Source organism: Streptomyces sp. NPDC059816 (assembly GCF_042732055.1).
In the GTDB taxonomy this organism is placed as follows: domain Bacteria; phylum Actinomycetota; class Actinomycetes; order Streptomycetales; family Streptomycetaceae; genus Streptomyces.
Window position 1 is genome coordinate 15,191 of the sequence record NZ_JBHWIQ010000002.1, and the last position, 16,370, is coordinate 31,560.

Genomic DNA, 16,370 nt, shown 5'->3' on the forward strand with positions numbered 1-16,370 from the left:
GTCACCCCCGCCGGTCGCCGCGGGAGCGGAAGAACTCGCCGGGTTCCAGGTCGCCGTCCAGGAACCGGCCCGCCACGAAGCCGACGGCGCCGAGCGCCGCCACCAGCAGGAAGGCTCCGAAGCCGCCGAAGTACCCGGCGAAGCCCAGTGCCATTCCGGCGATCATGCCGACCAGGGCCATGCTCATCGTGCGCTCCTCTGCGCGAGTTGCGGTGCTGCCGACGTGTGGACTCCCCCGCCCCGCCCGGTGGCCCGGTGGGCTCACTGGAGCCGTGACTCGGGTTCTTCGTCCTCTTCGTCGGGCAGCTTGACGTCGCTCACCGCGATGTTGACCTCGACGACCTCCAGTTCGGTCATCCGCTCCACCGCCGTGACGACGTTCTCCCGCACGGCACGTGCCACCTCCGCGATCGACACGCCGTACTCGACGACGATCTCCAGGTCGAGGGCGGTCTGCACCTCGCCGACCTCGGCCTTGACCCCGCGGGACACGGACTTGGAGCCGCCGGGCACCCGGTCGCGGACCGCGCCGAAGGTGCGGGAGAGTCCGCTGCCCATCGCGTGGACCCCGACGACGTCGCGGGCGGCCAGCCCGGCGATCTTCTCGACCACTCCGTCCGCGATGGTGGTGCGACCGCGGGTCGCCGGGTCGCCGCCGCCCCGCCTCGTCGTCGGGGACTTGCGCAGCGACTCGCGCTGCTCGTTCGAGGACTGTGCCGGATTGTCCGGGCCCTTCCGCTGCGTGGTGTCGGTCATCGCCGTTCCCTCTCCACCGGGGTCGTGGTCCTGGAGCCCACACTAAGCGCGGTTGCCGGCTCGCGCGTCCGGGATGGGGCAGGGTGGAGCAATGACCGCTGACGGGTGGACGCAGGTGGTACGGGAGCAACTGGGACTGGGGGCTCTGCTGCCCTTGGGCGGGCCGGGTGACGGTGTCTGGATCGCGGAGTCGGCGGCCCGTGCTGGGGTGCGCCGTCAGGTGGGGGCGCTGCCCGGGGCACGGCTCGGTGCGCTCGGTTTCTCCGCCGTGGAGGACCGGGTGGCGGCGGACACGGAGACCGGGGTGCCGGCGCCGCCGACCGCGTTGCCGCCGGGTCCGTTGCGGATCACCGGGGAGCTGACGGCGACGCTCGACGCCCCGCTGCCGGTGACGGTGGCCCGGGCGAGGGCGGCACTGGCAGCGGCGGCCCGGGTCGTCGGGCTCGGGGTGGTGGAGGTGGACCTCCGGGTGACGGAGGTGCTGGATGCGGGCCCCGGCGGGGCACCGGAGCCGTCCGAGGGGGCGGCCCACCCCTCCGGGGCCGCTTCGCCCGCCCCGGACGCTCCCGACGACTCGGGTGATGCCGGTCATTCAGGTGATGCCGGTGACGATGTGGCGCGGGTTGCGGCGGTGGCGGTCCGGGTGCCGGGGGTCGCACGGCTGACCGGGGCCCTGGGCGGGCTGGCCGCCCCGGTGCGGATCACCGAGCCCACCGCTGCGGAGCCGGGCGGTGCGCCGGCGCTGCCCCGCCGTCACGTCCGGGTCGAGCTGGCGGTGGCGGCGGACACGGGTCCGTTGGAGGTGGGGCGGGCGGTGCGCCGGGCCGTCACGGACGCCTTCCCGGACCATCCCTCGGTGGCGGTGCTGGTGACGGCGTGGGGCTGACGGCCCCGTGCCGGCGCGTGGCTCGGTCGCCGCGGCCGGTCAGTCGCCCAGGCCGGTGAGGTCGCGCAGCCGCCGGGCCTGTGCGGCACGCTCCGCGGCCCGCTGTTCCTCGTAGCCGCGCGCGGCGGCGCCCTGGAGGAGGGCCTTGGTCTCGATGACGGCGTCCCGGGGGGCGGCGAGCAGCGCGGCGGCGAGGTCGGCGGTCGCGGCGGACAGCTGACCGGTCGGGACGACGAGGTTGGCGAGGCCGACCCGTTCGGCTTCGGCGGCCTTGACGAAGCGGCCGGTCACGCACAGTTCGAGGGCGCGGGCGTAGCCGACGAGCTCGACCAGGGGGTGGGTACCGGTGAGGTCGGGCACCAGTCCGAGGCTCGTCTCGCGCATGGCGAACTGCACGTCCTCGGCGACGACCCGCAGGTCGCAGGCGAGGGCGAGCTGGAAGCCGGCGCCGATGGCGTGCCCCTGGACGGCCGCGACGGACACCAGGTCCCGTCGCCGCCACCAGGTGAACGCTTCCTGGTACCCGGCGATGGCGGCGTCGAGCGCCGCATCGGTGCGGTGGGCCAGATCGGTGAAGGACGGTTCGCCCGGAAAGCCCTCCGGGGTGAACGCCTGCCGGTCGAGCCCGGCGGAGAAGGACATGCCCTCGCTGCGCAGCACCACGACCCGGACGGTGCCGGGCAGCGCGCGGCCGACCTCGGTCAGGGCGCGCCACAGGGCGGGGCTCTGGGCGTTGCGCTTGGCCGCGTTGGTCAACGTGACCGTGGCGAGTTCACCGTCCACGGTCAGCCGAACGCCGTCCCGGTCGAGTAGGGGTTGCGGTGACCGGGGCAGTGACTGTGACGACACGGGGCGCCTCCGAGGTGCGGTCCGGTGGTGCCGGACATCACACTCGGTACTCGGCACACGAGGCGCGCCGTGTGACCGGTGTACGCGGGCACCCGTAAGTGACTGCACAGTAACCACCCGGTCGGTCGGACGACCGACCGGGTGGCCACACCGGAGCCGAGGTAGAGCCGGTGGAGCCGCCCGGACGTCAGCCGGCGGCTGCCTTCTTCCCTCGTGTCGCCCCGCCGCGTCCCCGCAGCGTGACGCCGGACTCACTGAGCATCCGGTGGACGAAGCCGTACGAGCGGCCGGTTTCCTCGGCCAGCGCTCGAATGCTCGCACCGGAGTCGTACTTCTTCTTCAGGTCTGCCGCGAGCTTGTCGCGCGCGGCGCCGGTCACCCGGCTGCCCTTCTTCAGAGTCTCGGCCACCCGTGCCTCCTCATGGGAAGTGCGCTCTGGACTTCTCATGATCACCCCTCCCGCGCTTCCTGGCCACCCATTCGGCAAGGTCGGTACGACACCGGGAGCCGTTTGGGAAGCGATCAGCACGGGGGGAACCTTTGCCTCCGCTTCATCGCGAGCGGGACCGCATGCGGAGCCGTCGGCGAATCAGCAGGTCAGGAGGGTCGCCCACGCGAGAAGCGGAACCTTTTCCTCCGTCCACAAAAATCCGTGTAGGACGCACCGCTGCACTAGGCGATCTCACACCATTGATGGATCACCACTAGGCCGAATGATCCATACGCAGTGGATCACCCTTTCGATCAAGCACGTTCCCGCCCTCACTCGTCCGGGGTTCGGGTGCCCGCCGGCGGAGGGAAACGCGCGATCGGGCACCCACCCCGATCGGCGGGTGCCCCACGGGCGGGATCAGGCGAGGCTGACCAGGTCCGCGTAGTCGGCGCCCCACAGGTCCTCGACGCCGTCCGGCAGCAGGATGATCCGCTCGGGCTGGAGCGCCTCGACGGCACCCTCGTCGTGGGTGACGAGGACGACAGCGCCCTGGTAGGTGCGCAGCGCGCCGAGGATCTCCTCGCGGCTCGCCGGGTCGAGGTTGTTGGTGGGCTCGTCCAGGAGCAGCACGTTCGCCGCGGAGACGACCAGGGTCGCGAGGGCGAGGCGGGTCTTCTCCCCGCCGGAGAGCACGCTCGCCGGCTTGTCGACGTCGTCGCCGGAGAAGAGGAACGAGCCGAGCGTCTTGCGCACCTGGACCAGGTCCAGGTCGGGGGCGGCCGAGCGCATGTTCTCCAGAACCGTGCGCTCCGGGTCCAGCGTCTCGTGCTCCTGGGCGTAGTAGCCGAGCTTGAGGCCGTGGCCCTCGACGACCTCGCCGGTGTCGGGCTTCTCCACCCCGGCGAGCAACCGGAGCAGGGTGGTCTTGCCGGCACCGTTCAGGCCCAGGATGACGACCCGGGAGCCCTTGTCGATGGCCAGGTCGACATCGGTGAAGATCTCCAGCGAGCCGTACCACTTGGACAGGCCCTCGGCGGTGAGGGGGGTCCGGCCGCAGGGCGCGGGGTCGGGGAACCGCAGCTTGGCGACCTTGTCGGACTGCCGGACGTCTTCGAGTCCGGACAGCAGCCGCTCGGCACGGCGGGCCATGTTCTGCGCGGCGACCGTCTTGGTGGCCTTGGCGCGCATCTTGTCGGCCTGCGCGTTGAGTGCGGCGGCCTTCTTCTCGGCGTTCTGGCGCTCGCGCTTGCGGCGCTTCTCGTCGGCCTCGCGCTGCTGCTGGTAGAGCTTCCAGCCCATGTTGTAGACATCGATGGCGGAGCGGTTGGCGTCCAGGTAGAAGACCTTGTTGACGACCGTCTCGACCAGGTCGACGTCGTGGGAGATCACGATGAAGCCGCCGCGGTACGTCCTGAGGTAGTCGCGCAGCCAGACGATGGAGTCCGCGTCGAGGTGGTTGGTCGGCTCGTCGAGGAGCAGGGTGTCGGCGTCCGAGAAGAGGATGCGGGCCAGCTCGATCCGGCGGCGCTGGCCGCCGGAGAGGGTGTGCAGCGGCTGACCGAGGACCCGGTCGGGCAGGTTGAGCGCGGCGGCGATGGTGGCGGCCTCGGCCTCGGCGGCGTACCCGCCCTTGGTGAGGAACTCCGTCTCCTGCCGCTCGTACTGCCGCAGGGCCTTCTCGCGGGTGGAGCCCTGGCCGCTGGCGATGCGCTGCTCGTTCTCGCGCATCTTGCGGATCAGGGTGTCCAGACCTCGGGCGGACAGGACGCGGTCGCGGGCGAGCATGTCGAGGTCGCCGGTGCGGGGGTCCTGCGGGAGGTAGCCGACCTCGCCGGAGCGGGCGACCGTGCCGGCGGCGGGGATGCCCTCCCCGGCGAGCACCTTGGTGAGGGTGGTCTTGCCGGCGCCGTTGCGGCCGACGAGGCCGATGCGGTCGCCCTTGGCGATGCGGAAGGTGGCGGACTCGATGAGGACGCGGGCGCCGGCGCGCAGCTCGATACCGGAAGCGGTGATCACGGACGGACTCCTGGGCGGATGGACGGCGAGATGGGCGGCGAGGGCGGTGACGCCGTCTAATGCACGAGGAGAACAGCCATGGGACAAGTCTAACGGGCGTACGCAAGCGGATTCCCCGCCGCGGGGCGGGCTCCCGAGGTGCGCGGGGGTGTGCGGCCCGTGGCAGCGGGGGCCGACCGGGAGGGGCCGGGGGTGGCGGGCGGCGGCTCGACAGGGCGTTGTCGGACCCCGGTGCCAGACTGGTCAGCAGTCACGTTTTCGACGACGGGACCGGCCCGGGAGCCGGGTCGGTCCGGCCGAGGAGGGACTTCCCATGGCGCGCACGAACGACGGCCCCCCGACCGTCTACCCGTCGCTGCTGTACGCGGACGCGCACGCGGCGATCAAGCTGCTCACGGAGGCGTTCGGCTTCACCGTGGTGAGCGTCTTCGAGGGGGAGGACGGCCGGGTGCTGCACGCCGAGCTGTCGTACGGCAACGGCGCGGTGATGCTCGGTTCCCTGGGGCGCGGCGGACCCTTCGACCAGGCGTTGTCGGGTGCCGGCCCGTGGGGGACGTACGTGGTGGTGGACGACGTCGACGCCCACCACCGGCGGGCGGTGGCGTACGGCGTGCAGATCGTGCTGCCGCCCACCGACCAGGACTACGGGTCGCGGGACTACCTGGCCCGCGACCACGAGGGCAACGTGTGGAGCTTCGGCACCTACGCGCCCTCGATCGGCGGCTGAGCGCACCGCAGCCGGCCGGTCAGCCGCCGCCGGTGTGCACCTGGAAGGCCGCCCGGCGCACCGCCTTGGCGAGGGCGGGGTCGGGGTGGGCGGCGGCGAGCGCGACGAGCACCTGCACGGTGCGCGGATGTCCCACGCCCCGGATGTCCTCCAGCAGCGCCGGGACGGTGGGGTGGGGCGCGGACTCCAGGTGGCGCACGAGCAGTTGGGCCTCGCCGTGGTCGGCGACGGCCGCCGCGGTGTCGACCCAGAGCCAGACCTCCTCGTCGTGGGTCAGCACGGCGTGCGCGTCCTCGGGGTCCACCCCCTCTATCTCGGCGAGCCAGAGCAGGGCGTACGGCCGGAGCGAGGGCTCCTCCCGGACCTGGCGGACCTCCGCTTCGGCGGGTGCGCCGACGACCCGCAGGGCGTCGAAGGCCAGTCCGCGCAGCAGGGCGTCCTCACCGCGGGCCGCGGCGATCAGCTCGGTGACGGCACTGGAGACCGTCCGGGCGGCGAGCCAGGCGCGGTACTCGGCGCGGGCCTCGCTGGGCCGCAGTCGGGCACAGCCGCGGAGCATCGCCTCGGCGGAGTGTTCGATGTTGCCCCCGGCGGTGCTCTGGGCGGCGACGCAGATCTGTTCCAGCTTGACCCACACGGCCCAGCTGCCGAGCGGGGTGAGGGTGGCCTGGCCGGCGGAGCAGGTCAGGGCGCCGACGGCGGTGAGCGCGTGCAGGGCCCAGTCGAGCAGTGCCGACACCCGCGGCGGGGCGACCGGGTCCGGCGCGGTGCCCACGGGTTCGGGTCCCGGTCCGTAGGGGATCTCGCAGCGTTCGGTGCGCAGTTCGGTGACCCGCTGTTCCAGCAGGTCGAGCAGTTGCGGCACCGGGACGGGGCCCGCGGACAGCTGGAGGAACGACAGGACCTGCGGCATGGCCTCCACCACCTCGGCGACGGCCGCCGCCTCGGGCTCCCCGGGGGCGGGGTGGGCGAGCGACCAGGCGTCGAACAGGGCCACCCAGCCGCGGAGCACCGCGGCGTCGTCCCGGTCCCAGGCCCGTAGCCGCCAGCCGGCGCGGGCGTAGTCGCCGTGCACCTCGACGAGCCCGGACAGTCGGGCGGTGTCCCAGTCGGCGCGGACCTGACGCGGGGACAGCCCCAATTCGGCGGCGGCGCGTTCGGCGGTCGCCGCCGAGAGGTTGCCGCCGCCGTCGGGGAGGGTGGCCAGGGCCGGGGAGGGGACGTCCGGGGCCGGTCCGGTCGGCTGGGCGGGGACGCTGCGCGGGGCGCCGGCCCCCGGGTCCCGGTGGGCGGAGGGGCGTAGCGCGGCGTCCGCCCAGCGGGCCACCCGTACGGCCCCGGCGAGGCCCGCCCGGGCGGTGCGGGCCAACTCCCAGGGCGCAGGGGTGCCCTCGGGCGGCCTCGGTGCGGGGCGGCGGGAACGCCTTTCCCCGACCGCCGGGGTGGCGGCGGTCAGGGAACGCGGACGGACGAGTCGGAGCCTGGAGTCGCGCGGGGTACGGGACGTCACAGGGGCAGTCTTCCGGTTGACGGTCCGAAAACCCAAACGGAATGCCCCGCGAGGAGCGGGTGAACCCCTGTGCGGTGGTCCGTGTCCTGTTCGAGAGAGCCGAAGCGGAGCCGCCCGGGAGGTGGGGCGGGTGGGGCTGAGGGGGCTGGTGCGGGCAAGGCGTCGACCACAGGGGGTATGGGGCCCGGTCGCCCGGGCTGAGGACGACGGGGAGCAGGGGTCGGCCCGGGGGACGGGACGTCGGGGTCAGCCCAGAGGGGTGAGGAAACGACGCAGCGCCTCCTCGTACCCCGTGGGGTCCGCGTTCCACATGGCGCCGTGCGGGGCGCCGGGGACGGCGTGCAGGGTGACCAGTTCGGGGCGGCTGCGGGCGAAGGCCCGGGACAGCGCCCAGGGCGCGACCGCGTCGTCCGGGCCGTGCACCACCAGCGCGGGCACCCGGAGGTCACGGATGTCGGCCCGTTCCCGTACCCGGTGCGGGCGCAGTCCGGTGCGGCCCTGGGCGGCGCGGACGGCCAGCGGCAGCAGGGCGTCCGGCACGTGTCGCGCGGTGGCGAGGGCACGGACGGTGGCCTCCCAGTCGAGCACGGGCGAGTCGAGGACCAGTCCGGCGACGCGGTCGCGCAGCGCGGAGTGGGTGGCGGCGCGCAGTGCCATGGTGGCGCCGGTGGACCAGCCGTGCAGGACGATGCGCTGCGCGCCCTGGCGGACGGCGTGGCGCATCGCGGCGTCCAGGTCGCGCCATTCGGTCTCGCCCAGGTGGCTGAGGCCGTCCGGGGCGCGGGGCGCGCCGCGGTCTCCCCGGTAGGCGAGGCACAGCACGGGGAAGCGGCGGCGGTGCAGGAAGTCCATGACGACCATCGGGTGTTCACGGGTGGTGCCCAGGCCGTGCACCGCGATGACCCAGGTGTCGCGGGCGGAGGGCACCAGCCAGGCGGGCAGCGGGCCCGTCTCGCCGAGGATCTGGACGTCCTCGTGGTCCAGGCCGAGGGCGGTGCGGGGGTCACCGACGTGGACCTGGGGGGTGAGCCGGACCTCGGCGCCCGCGTCCAGGGTGCCGTGGGTGACGCGTTCCAGGCGGCGCACGACCGTGTCGGCGGTGTGGGGGGCGTCCGGGAGGACCGGGCCCACCACCGCGTGGACGCCGTGGCCGGTGAGGCCGTAGGTGCCGGGGCGCAGGCTGGAGAGGTCCCGGGTGAGGGTGACCCGGTCGGCGGTGACCGTGTGGACGGTGAGCCGGGGGTCGGTGGGCAGCGGGTGGCCGGGACGGGGTCTGAGGGCGGCGTTGCTGGCGAAGCGGCCCGCGGCCAGGGCCAGCAGGGCGGTGGTCGCTGTGGTGGCGGTGGCGGCCGCGGCCGCCACTCGGGCTGTACGCACGTCTCCCAGTGTCGGGGTGGGCGGGGCCCGCGGCCAGCGGGGACGCGCCGCGGCGGGGGGTGCGGGCGGGGTGTGATCGTCGGGTGGGAGGGTGGGGTGATGTTCCTTACTTATTTGGGGCAAAGCGGATCGTCGGGTCGCCGGGTGGAGTGAGGGTCGTACAGTCGGATGAGGTGGTGAACCGACCCCCCGGCAGAGTGCGGCAACCGCTTGCGCCGGGAGCCCCGGAGCCCACCGTTCCGGCCTCGCGGCACCGCCCGATCATCCGGTCCCCCCATGCGGAATAGCCTTGCTCCAGATTGAGACACCGCGATGCCCGCCTCAGTTCATCTTCCGTTCACTCAGGTTGCCTACGTTCCAACCGCCACTGTCGTCCAACAGAAGCCTGGGTAAATGGAAAACATCACGCTCCTCCTCGGAATCGTGATCGTCACCGCTCTCGTGTTCGATTTCACGAACGGTTTCCACGACACAGCCAACGCGATGGCGACGACCATCTCGACAGGCGCAATGAAGCCCAAGACGGCGGTGGCCATGTCCGCCGTGCTCAATCTGGTCGGAGCCTTCCTTTCGGTCGAGGTCGCCAAGACGATCTCGGGCGGCATGATCAACGAAGACGGCATACAGCCAGAGGTGATCTTCGCGGCGCTCGTCGGCGCCATCCTCTGGAACCTGTTCACGTGGCTCCTGGGCCTGCCGTCCAGCTCTTCGCACGCCCTGTTCGGTGGCCTCATCGGTGCCGCCGTCATGTCGGCCGGCTGGGACTCGGTGAACGGCTCGACCGTCGTCACCAAGGTCCTGATCCCCGCCGTCGCCGCTCCGCTGGTGGCCGGTCTGGCCGCGATGCTCGCGACCCGCCTGACCTACAAGATCGGCAAGAAGGCCGACGACAAGTCGACCTCCAAGGGCTACCGCATCGGGCAGATCTCCTCGGCCGGACTCGTCTCCCTCGCGCACGGCACCAACGACGCGCAGAAGACCATGGGCATCATCACCCTGGCGCTGGTCACCGGTGGTGCCCTGGCTCCCGGGTCGAACCCGCCGGTCTGGGTCATCGCCTCCGCCGGTATCGCCATCGCGCTCGGCACCTACCTCGGCGGCTGGCGCATCATCCGCACGATGGGCCGCGGTCTCACCGACCTCCAGCCCCCGCAGGGCTTCGCCGCCCAGACCAGTGCCGCGACGGTCATCCTGGCCTCCTCGCACCTGGGCTTCTCGCTCTCCACCACGCAGTCCTGCTCCGGTGCCGTGATGGGCGCGGGCCTCGGCCGCAAGGGCGGGGTCGTCCGCTGGTCGACCGCCACCCGGATGTTCGTCGCCTGGGGTCTGACCCTGCCGGCCGCCGGTGTGGTCGGTGCGCTCGCGGAACTGCTCACCAAGCAGGGCCCCTGGGGCATCGCCGTCACGGGCGCGCTGCTCGTCGCCGGGTCGACCGCGATCTGGCTGATCTCCCGCCGGGAGGTCATCGACCACACCAACGTCAACGACGTCGACGAGCCCGCGGGCGTCGTCACCACCGCCATCGCCGCGGTGACCCCGCCGCCGGCCGGTCCGGTCGCCGACGCCACCGCCCTGGGTGACCTCACGGCCACCCTCCCGGCGAAGCAGGACCCCTCGACGGAGTCCGCGCCGCGGACCGCCAAGGTGTAAGGAACCTCCATGAATATCGACTGGGCAGCACTCGCCTCCGTGTTCGGCGTCAGCCTCGTGGTCACGGTGGCTCTCGTGGGTCTCTTCACCCTCGGCATCGTCGGACTCTCCAAGCGGGAGGCGGCGCTCGCCGCGGAGGGCGGTCCCAAGGGCGGATCGGCGGCCGTCGCCGCCACCGGCGCCTACGCCTGCTTCGCCCTGTGCGTGGCCGCCGTCACGTACGGCATCTACCTGATCGTCGCCTGATCACCCCCTGATCCACCGGACCCGCACGGGTCCTGACGGTCCGGCCGGTCACCGCTCCCCCGCGGTGACCGGCCGGACCGTTCGCATGTGGGTCTTCACACACTGCCCCGCCGCAGGTCAGCGCGCGGTTGACGGGTGTTCTCGGGGCGTGGTGGACTTCCCGAGCCATTACGGCGGCAGCAGAGGAAGCCGGTGCGAATCCGGCGCGGTCCCGCCACTGTCACCGGGGAGCGCTCCCCCACACCGGACGTCACAGCCCCAGCGGCTGGAAGACCGGGGGAAGCGCCGATCCGGGAGCCAGGAGACTCTCGCCGACGTATCCGTCGACCCAGGGCGCGGACCCTGAGTGAGGACCACCACGATGCCGGGGCGCCCGTCTCCCGGTCCCGTACGCCACGGCGCGGGACCCCTCCACCCTTCGAAGGTCCTCCGGGGCACGGCGGACTGAGCCGATGCGGGCCGGGCGAACCTTCGCGTACGGCGCCACCGCCGGACTGATCGGCGACCTGTTGTTCGGTGACCCCCGACGGGGCCACCCGGTCGCTGCCTTCGGTCGTGCCGCGGGCGCCGTCGAACACGTGCTGTGGCGCGACCACCGCGGCTGGGGCGCACTGCACACCGCGCTGTGCGCCGGGGGCGTGACGGCAGCTGCCGCGCTGGCCGCCCGCGCGGCCGACCGCTCCCCCGCCGCGTCCGTCGCGCTGACCGCCGCCGCCACCTGGACGGTGCTCGGCGGGACCAGTCTGGGCCGGGAGGCCCGGGCGATCGGCGCCGCGCTCGCCGCGGGCGAGGTGGCGGCGGCCCGCGCACGGCTGCCGCACCTGTGCGGGCGCGACCCGCGGTCCCTGGACGCCGACGGGATCGCCCGCGCGGTGGTCGAGTCGGTCGCCGAGAACACCTCCGACGCCGTGGTCGGCGCGCTGGTGTGGGGGGCCGTCGGCGGGGTGCCCGGACTCGTCGCCTTCCGGGCCGTCAACACCCTGGACGCCATGGTCGGCCACAAGTCGCCGCGCCACCGCCGCTTCGGCTGGGCCTCGGCGCGGCTCGACGACGTCATGGGCTGGCCCGGGGCCCGACTCACCGGTGCCCTCGCGGTACTGGCCGGCGGCGCCCCCGCGGCCTCGGCCCGGGCCTGGCGCGCCGATGCGGGACGCCATCCGAGCCCCAACGCGGGCGTCGCCGAAAGCGCGTTCGCCGGCGCCCTCGGCGTCCGGCTCGGGGGCACCCTGTCCTACGGCGGGCGGATCGAACACCGACCGGTGCTGAACGGCGCCGGACGGGCCGTCGCGCTCGGGGACGTCGAACGGGCGGTACGGCTGTCGCGGCGGGTGGGCTGGCTGACGTTGGCCGTGTGCGCGGCGGGGCGCGGGCTGCTCACGGCCCGCCGCGTCCGGCGCACCGGTACGGGCACCGGACGGGAGCGGGGATGATGCGGGGCGGACTGCTGGTCGCGGGGACGACGTCCGACGCGGGCAAGAGCGTGGTGACCGCCGGGATCTGCCGGTGGCTGGCGCGCCAGGGCGTGAAGGTCGCGCCGTTCAAGGGACAGAACATGTCCCTCAACTCCTTCGTCACCCGGGACGGCGCCGAGATCGGCCGGGCCCAGGCCATGCAGGCCCAGGCCGCCGGGGTGGAGCCCAGCGCGTTGATGAACCCGGTGCTGCTGAAGCCGGGGGGCGACCGCACCAGTCAGGTCGTGCTGAAGGGGCGCCCGGTCGGCGAGATGAGCGCCCGCGGCTTCTTCGGCGCGCGCGGCGGGCCGACCGAGGGCGAGCCGGTGCCCGGGGGGCGCGAGGCGCTGCTAGGCACCGTCGTGGAGTGTCTGGAGGAACTGCGGGCCACCCACGACGTGGTGGTCTGCGAGGGTGCTGGCAGCCCCGCCGAGATCAATCTGCGGCGCACGGACATCGTCAACATGGGGATCGCCCGGGCGGCGAGGCTGCCGGTGCTCGTCGTCGGCGACATCGACCGCGGCGGGGTGTTCGCCTCGTTCTTCGGCACCACCGCGCTGCTGGCCCCCGAGGACCAGGAACTCGTCGCCGGCTACCTGGTGAACAAGTTCCGCGGCGACGTCTCGCTGCTGGAGCCGGGGCTCGACATGCTCCGCAGCCTCACCGGCCGCCCCACCTACGGGGTGCTGCCCTTCCAGCACGGGCTGGGCATCGACGAGGAGGACGGCCTGCGGGTGTCGCTGCGGGGCACCGTCCGCGAGTCCTCGGCCGCTGCTCCGGTCGGCGCGGAGGTCCTGCGGATCGCGGTGTGCGCGGTGCCGTTGATGTCCAACTTCACCGACGTGGACGCGCTCGCCGCCGAACCGGGCGTCGTGGTGCGCTTCGTCGACCGGCCCGAGGAAGCGGCGGACGCCGACCTCGTGATCGTCCCCGGCACCCGGGGGACGGTGGCCGCACTGCGCTGGCTACGGGAGCGGGGGCTCGCCGAGGTGCTGCTGCGGCGGGCCGCCGAGGGCCGGCCCGTGCTCGGGATCTGCGGCGGGTTCCAGGTGATGGGCGAACGCATCGAGGACGAGGTCGAGTCCCGCACCGGCACCGTGGACGGGCTGGGACTGCTGCCGGTACGGATCCGGTTCGCCCGCGAGAAGACCCTCGCCCGGCCGTCGGGCACGGCGCTCGGCGAGCGGGTCGACGGCTACGAGATCCACCACGGCGTCGCCGACGTACGGGGCGGGGAACCCTTCCTCGACGGCTGCCGGGTGGGCTCCGTGTGGGGCACCCACTGGCACGGTTCGCTGGAGTCGGACGGCTTCCGGCGGGCCTTCCTGCGGGAGGTCGCCGCGCGCGCCGGCCGCCGCTTCGTCCCCGCGGCGGACACCTCGTTCGCCGCGCTGCGCGAGGAGCAACTCGACCGCCTCGCCGATCTGATCGAACACCACACGGACACCGACGCACTGCGCGACCTCATCGTCTCGGGCCCGCCGCCCGGCCTGCCCTTCGTTCCGCCGGGCGCCCCGTGAGGCGCCCGGCCGGCGGACCGGCCACGGCGGCCCGCGGACGCGGGGCGCCCGGCGCAGGAGCACACCGAGCCCACGGGGCGACGGACACCGAAGCGGGGACGCGGGCCGACGCCCATGCACCCGGGACACCGTCCGCGCCCCGCGGGAACCCGATCGACCCCATCGACCCCATCGACAGGGAGGGCCACGGGTGACCACCCCGTATCCATTCACCGCCATCGTCGGCCAGGACGACCTCCGGCTCGCACTGCTGCTGAACGCGGTGTCACCCGCGGTCGGCGGCGTCCTGGTGCGCGGCGAGAAGGGCACCGCCAAGAGCACCGCGGTCCGCGCCCTGGCCTCGCTGCTGCCCGAGGTGGCGACGGTCACCGGCTGCCGCTTCTCGTGCGCGCCGCACGCCCCCGACCCGGGCTGCCCGGACGGCCCCCACGAGCCGGGCCCCGCCACCGACCGGCCCGCCCGCATGGTGGAACTCCCGGTCGGCGCGTCCGAGGACCGGCTGGTGGGCGCCCTGGACATCGAACGGGCCCTCGCCGACGGGGTGAAGGCGTTCGAGCCGGGGCTGCTGGCCGACGCCCACCGCGGCATCCTCTACGTGGACGAGGTCAACCTCCTCCACGACCACCTGGTGGACCTGCTGCTGGACGCCGCCGCGATGGGCGCCTCGTACGTCGAGCGCGAGGGCGTGTCGGTACGGCACGCGGCACGGTTCCTGCTGGTCGGGACGATGAACCCGGAAGAGGGCGAGCTGCGCCCCCAGTTGTTGGACCGGTTCGGTCTGACCGTGGAGGTGACCGCGTCCCGGGAACCGGAGCAGCGGGTGGCGGTCGTCAAGCGGCGGCTCGCCTACGACGACGCGCCCGGGGCCTTCGCCGAGCGCTGGGCGGGGGACGAGTCCGCGCTGCGCGAGCGGATCGTCACGGCCCGCGCCCTGCTGCCCGAGGTGCGGCTCGGGGACGGCGCGCTGTTGCGGATCGCGGCGGCGTGCGCGGCCTTCGAGGTCGACGGGATGCGCGCGGACATCGTGATGGCGCGCACCGCGACGGCACTGGCCGCCTGGGCGGGCCGCCGGGACGTGCGCGCCGAGGACGTCCGGCAGGCGGCGCTGCTCGCGCTCCCGCACCGCAGGCGCCGCAACCCCTTCGACGCGCCCGGTCTGGACGAGGACAAGCTCGACGAGGTGCTGGACGGGTTCGGACCGGACGAACCCGAACCGGAGCCGGAGCCGGAACCCCACGCAGCGCAGGACGGCGCCCCCGACGAGGAGGAGCCGGAACCCGACCCGGACGGCCCCGAAGGTCCCGACGACGGCGGACCCGGGGGCGGCCCCGGTGCGCCGCCCCCGCCCCGGGACGCCCCGGACGATACGGCGGCACCCGACTCGGCGGGGACCGACCCGGGCGACGCGCCCCGACCCACCGAGGCACCGGACGCCCCCGCCGGACAGCCGGTGGGCGTGGCCCCCGAGCAGCCCGCGGCGGCGGCCTCGGAAGCCTTCCGCACCCGGACGCTGACCGTGCCCGGCCTCGGTGAGGGCGCCGCAGGTCGGCGTTCCCGGGCCCGCACCGAACACGGCAGGACCACGGGGGACCGCCGGCCTCGGGGCGCCCTGACGAAGCTGCACCTCTCGGCGACCGTCCGGGCCGCCGCCCCGCACCAGCGGGCGCGCGGCCGGTCGGGTCCGGGCCTGCTGGTGCGCCGCGACGACCTGCGCCAGGCGACCCGGGAGGGTCGGGAGGGCAACCTCGTGCTGTTCGCGGTGGACGCGTCCGGTTCGATGGCGGCCCGGCGGCGGATGAGCGCCGTCAAGGGTGCGGTGCTGTCGCTGCTGCTCGACGCCTACCAGCGGCGGGACAAGGTGGGGTTGGTGACCTTCCGGGGCGCGGACGCCGCGCTCGCGCTGCCGCCGACCTCGTCGGTGGACACCGCGGCGACCCGGCTCGCCTCCTTGGCGACCGGTGGTCGCACCCCGCTGGCGGCGGGGCTGTTGCGGGCCCGTGAGGTGCTGCAGGTGGAGCGGCTGCGGGACCCGGCGCGACGGGCGCTGCTGGTGGTCGTCACGGACGGCCGGGCGACCGGGGGCGTGGAGCCGGTGCGCCGGGCCTCGCGCGCGGCGGGACTGCTGGCGGCCGACCGGGTCGCCTCGGTGGTCGTGGACTGCGAGTCGGGTCCGGTGCGGCTGGGGCTCGCCGGACGGTTGGCCGCCGACCTCGGCGGCACCCCGGTGACGTTGGAGGAGCTGCGGGCCGATGCGCTCGCGGGGCTGGTCAAGGACGTACGGGGCGCCGCGGGCGCCCGGGGAAGGGTCGCGTAATGCCACAGGGACAGCCGTCCGTCGTCCCGAAGGACGGACTCACCACGCGTCAGCGCCGCAACCGGCCGCTGGTGATGGTGCACACGGGCATCGGCAAGGGCAAGTCGACGGCGGCGTTCGGGATGGCGCTGCGCGCCTGGAACCAGGGCTGGCCGATCGGGGTGTTCCAGTTCGTCAAGTCGGCGAAGTGGAAGGTCGGCGAGGAGAACGCGCTCCGGGTGCTGGGCGCGAGCGGCGAGGGCGGCACCGTCGACTGGCACAAGATGGGCGAGGGCTGGTCGTGGATCCAGCGGGCGCCCGTCGCCGAGGCGGAGGGCGTCGACTCCAACCAGGTCAACGCGGAGAAGGCCCGGGAGGGCTGGGAGCAGATCAAGCGCGACCTCGCGGCCGAGACCTACCGGCTCTACGTGCTGGATGAGTTCGCGTACCCGCTGCACTGGGGCTGGATCGACGTGGCCGAGGTGGTGTCGGTGCTGCGGGACCGGCCCGGCAACCAGCACGTGGTGATCACCGGACGCAACGCCCCGCCCGCGTTGGTGGAGTTCGCGGACCTGGTGACGGACATGTCGAAGGTGAAGCACCCGATGGACGCGGGTCAGAAGGGTCAGCGGGGCATCGAATGGTGACGCGAACGG

The 16,370-nt window shown here is 74.0% G+C and carries 15 protein-coding genes and 1 riboswitch; of the genes, 8 read left to right on the forward strand and 7 right to left on the reverse strand.

What is annotated here, in order from left to right; translation table 11 throughout:
* Position 1 precedes the first annotated feature (1 nt).
* Positions 2 to 187: a hypothetical protein gene (locus ACFV88_RS02680; RefSeq protein ID WP_385485230.1), complete on the reverse strand. Its 186-nt coding sequence runs from the start codon at positions 185 to 187 to the stop codon at positions 2 to 4.
* A gap of 74 nt (positions 188 to 261) precedes the next feature.
* Complete coding sequence (locus ACFV88_RS02685) at positions 262 to 756, reverse strand: Asp23/Gls24 family envelope stress response protein (RefSeq protein ID WP_385485232.1); 495 nt, start codon at positions 754 to 756, stop codon at positions 262 to 264.
* Between the two features lie 91 nt (positions 757 to 847).
* Here ACFV88_RS02685 and ACFV88_RS02690 point away from each other — a divergent pair, with 91 nt between their 5' ends.
* A complete protein-coding gene (locus tag ACFV88_RS02690; protein ID WP_385485234.1) occupies positions 848 to 1,642 on the forward strand; it encodes a nucleopolyhedrovirus P10 family protein in 795 nt (264 codons plus the stop codon).
* 39 nt (positions 1,643 to 1,681) lie between these two features.
* Here the strand turns inward: ACFV88_RS02690 and ACFV88_RS02695 are convergent, their stop codons facing one another.
* From ACFV88_RS02695 to abc-f, 3 genes are all read right to left on the reverse strand, one after another.
* On the reverse strand, positions 1,682 to 2,491 hold the full coding sequence (locus ACFV88_RS02695; RefSeq protein WP_385485236.1) for an enoyl-CoA hydratase/isomerase family protein: 810 nt from the start codon (positions 2,489 to 2,491) through the stop codon (positions 1,682 to 1,684).
* 187 nt (positions 2,492 to 2,678) lie between these two features.
* A complete protein-coding gene (locus ACFV88_RS02700) occupies positions 2,679 to 2,900 on the reverse strand; it encodes a helix-turn-helix domain-containing protein (protein ID WP_249590717.1) in 222 nt (73 codons plus the stop codon).
* A 441-nt stretch (positions 2,901 to 3,341) separates the two neighbouring features.
* Positions 3,342 to 4,940, reverse strand: coding sequence for a ribosomal protection-like ABC-F family protein (abc-f, locus tag ACFV88_RS02705; RefSeq protein ID WP_385485238.1), 1,599 nt, complete (start codon positions 4,938 to 4,940; stop codon positions 3,342 to 3,344).
* Positions 4,941 to 5,253: 313 nt separating this feature from the next.
* Here abc-f and ACFV88_RS02710 point away from each other — a divergent pair, with 313 nt between their 5' ends.
* Positions 5,254 to 5,667 carry a VOC family protein gene (locus ACFV88_RS02710; RefSeq protein WP_385485240.1) on the forward strand — a complete coding sequence of 138 codons (414 nt, stop codon included), beginning with the start codon at positions 5,254 to 5,256 and terminating at the stop codon, positions 5,665 to 5,667.
* A 19-nt stretch (positions 5,668 to 5,686) separates the two neighbouring features.
* Here the strand turns inward: ACFV88_RS02710 and ACFV88_RS02715 are convergent, their stop codons facing one another.
* A complete protein-coding gene (locus ACFV88_RS02715; RefSeq protein WP_385485242.1) occupies positions 5,687 to 7,177 on the reverse strand; it encodes a hypothetical protein in 1,491 nt (496 codons plus the stop codon).
* A gap of 246 nt (positions 7,178 to 7,423) precedes the next feature.
* Positions 7,424 to 8,554 carry an alpha/beta hydrolase family protein gene (locus ACFV88_RS02720; RefSeq protein ID WP_385485244.1) on the reverse strand — a complete coding sequence of 377 codons (1,131 nt, stop codon included), beginning with the start codon at positions 8,552 to 8,554 and terminating at the stop codon, positions 7,424 to 7,426.
* A 393-nt stretch (positions 8,555 to 8,947) separates the two neighbouring features.
* Between ACFV88_RS02720 and ACFV88_RS02725 the strand changes: the two genes are divergently transcribed.
* The 6 genes from ACFV88_RS02725 (at position 8,948) to cobO (ending at position 16,361) form a co-directional block, all read left to right on the forward strand.
* Positions 8,948 to 10,204: an anion permease gene (locus ACFV88_RS02725; RefSeq protein ID WP_385485246.1), complete on the forward strand. Its 1,257-nt coding sequence runs from the start codon at positions 8,948 to 8,950 to the stop codon at positions 10,202 to 10,204.
* Positions 10,205 to 10,213: 9 nt separating this feature from the next.
* Complete coding sequence (locus ACFV88_RS02730; protein ID WP_385485248.1) at positions 10,214 to 10,450, forward strand: hypothetical protein; 237 nt, start codon at positions 10,214 to 10,216, stop codon at positions 10,448 to 10,450.
* Between the two features lie 181 nt (positions 10,451 to 10,631).
* A riboswitch (cobalamin riboswitch) is annotated at positions 10,632 to 10,758 on the forward strand.
* Positions 10,759 to 10,902: 144 nt separating this feature from the next.
* On the forward strand, positions 10,903 to 11,880 hold the full coding sequence (locus ACFV88_RS02735) for a cobalamin biosynthesis protein (protein WP_385485250.1): 978 nt from the start codon (positions 10,903 to 10,905) through the stop codon (positions 11,878 to 11,880).
* Complete coding sequence (locus tag ACFV88_RS02740; protein ID WP_385485992.1) at positions 11,880 to 13,421, forward strand: cobyric acid synthase; 1,542 nt, start codon at positions 11,880 to 11,882, stop codon at positions 13,419 to 13,421. The genes ACFV88_RS02735 and ACFV88_RS02740 overlap by 1 nt, the downstream gene beginning before the upstream one ends.
* 190 nt (positions 13,422 to 13,611) lie before the next feature.
* Positions 13,612 to 15,735 carry a putative cobaltochelatase gene (locus ACFV88_RS02745; protein WP_385485252.1) on the forward strand — a complete coding sequence of 708 codons (2,124 nt, stop codon included), beginning with the start codon at positions 13,612 to 13,614 and terminating at the stop codon, positions 15,733 to 15,735.
* On the forward strand, positions 15,735 to 16,361 hold the full coding sequence (gene cobO, locus ACFV88_RS02750; RefSeq protein WP_385485254.1) for a cob(I)yrinic acid a,c-diamide adenosyltransferase: 627 nt from the start codon (positions 15,735 to 15,737) through the stop codon (positions 16,359 to 16,361). Before ACFV88_RS02745 ends, cobO begins: the two co-directional genes overlap by 1 nt.
* Positions 16,362 to 16,370 lie beyond the last annotated feature (9 nt).

Coding starts and splice junctions, on each gene's coding strand:
- ACFV88_RS02730 (WP_385485248.1), top strand. CDS start 10,214: ATGAATATCGACTGGGCAGCACTCGCCTCCGTGTTCGGCGTCAGCCTC.
- ACFV88_RS02690 (WP_385485234.1), top strand. CDS start 848: ATGACCGCTGACGGGTGGACGCAGGTGGTACGGGAGCAACTGGGACTG.
- ACFV88_RS02740 (WP_385485992.1), top strand. CDS start 11,880: ATGCGGGGCGGACTGCTGGTCGCGGGGACGACGTCCGACGCGGGCAAG.
- ACFV88_RS02680 (WP_385485230.1), bottom strand. CDS start 187: ATGAGCATGGCCCTGGTCGGCATGATCGCCGGAATGGCACTGGGCTTC.
- cobO (WP_385485254.1), top strand. CDS start 15,735: ATGCCACAGGGACAGCCGTCCGTCGTCCCGAAGGACGGACTCACCACG.
- ACFV88_RS02735 (WP_385485250.1), top strand. CDS start 10,903: ATGCGGGCCGGGCGAACCTTCGCGTACGGCGCCACCGCCGGACTGATC.
- ACFV88_RS02710 (WP_385485240.1), top strand. CDS start 5,254: ATGGCGCGCACGAACGACGGCCCCCCGACCGTCTACCCGTCGCTGCTG.
- ACFV88_RS02725 (WP_385485246.1), top strand. CDS start 8,948: ATGGAAAACATCACGCTCCTCCTCGGAATCGTGATCGTCACCGCTCTC.
- ACFV88_RS02685 (WP_385485232.1), bottom strand. CDS start 756: ATGACCGACACCACGCAGCGGAAGGGCCCGGACAATCCGGCACAGTCC.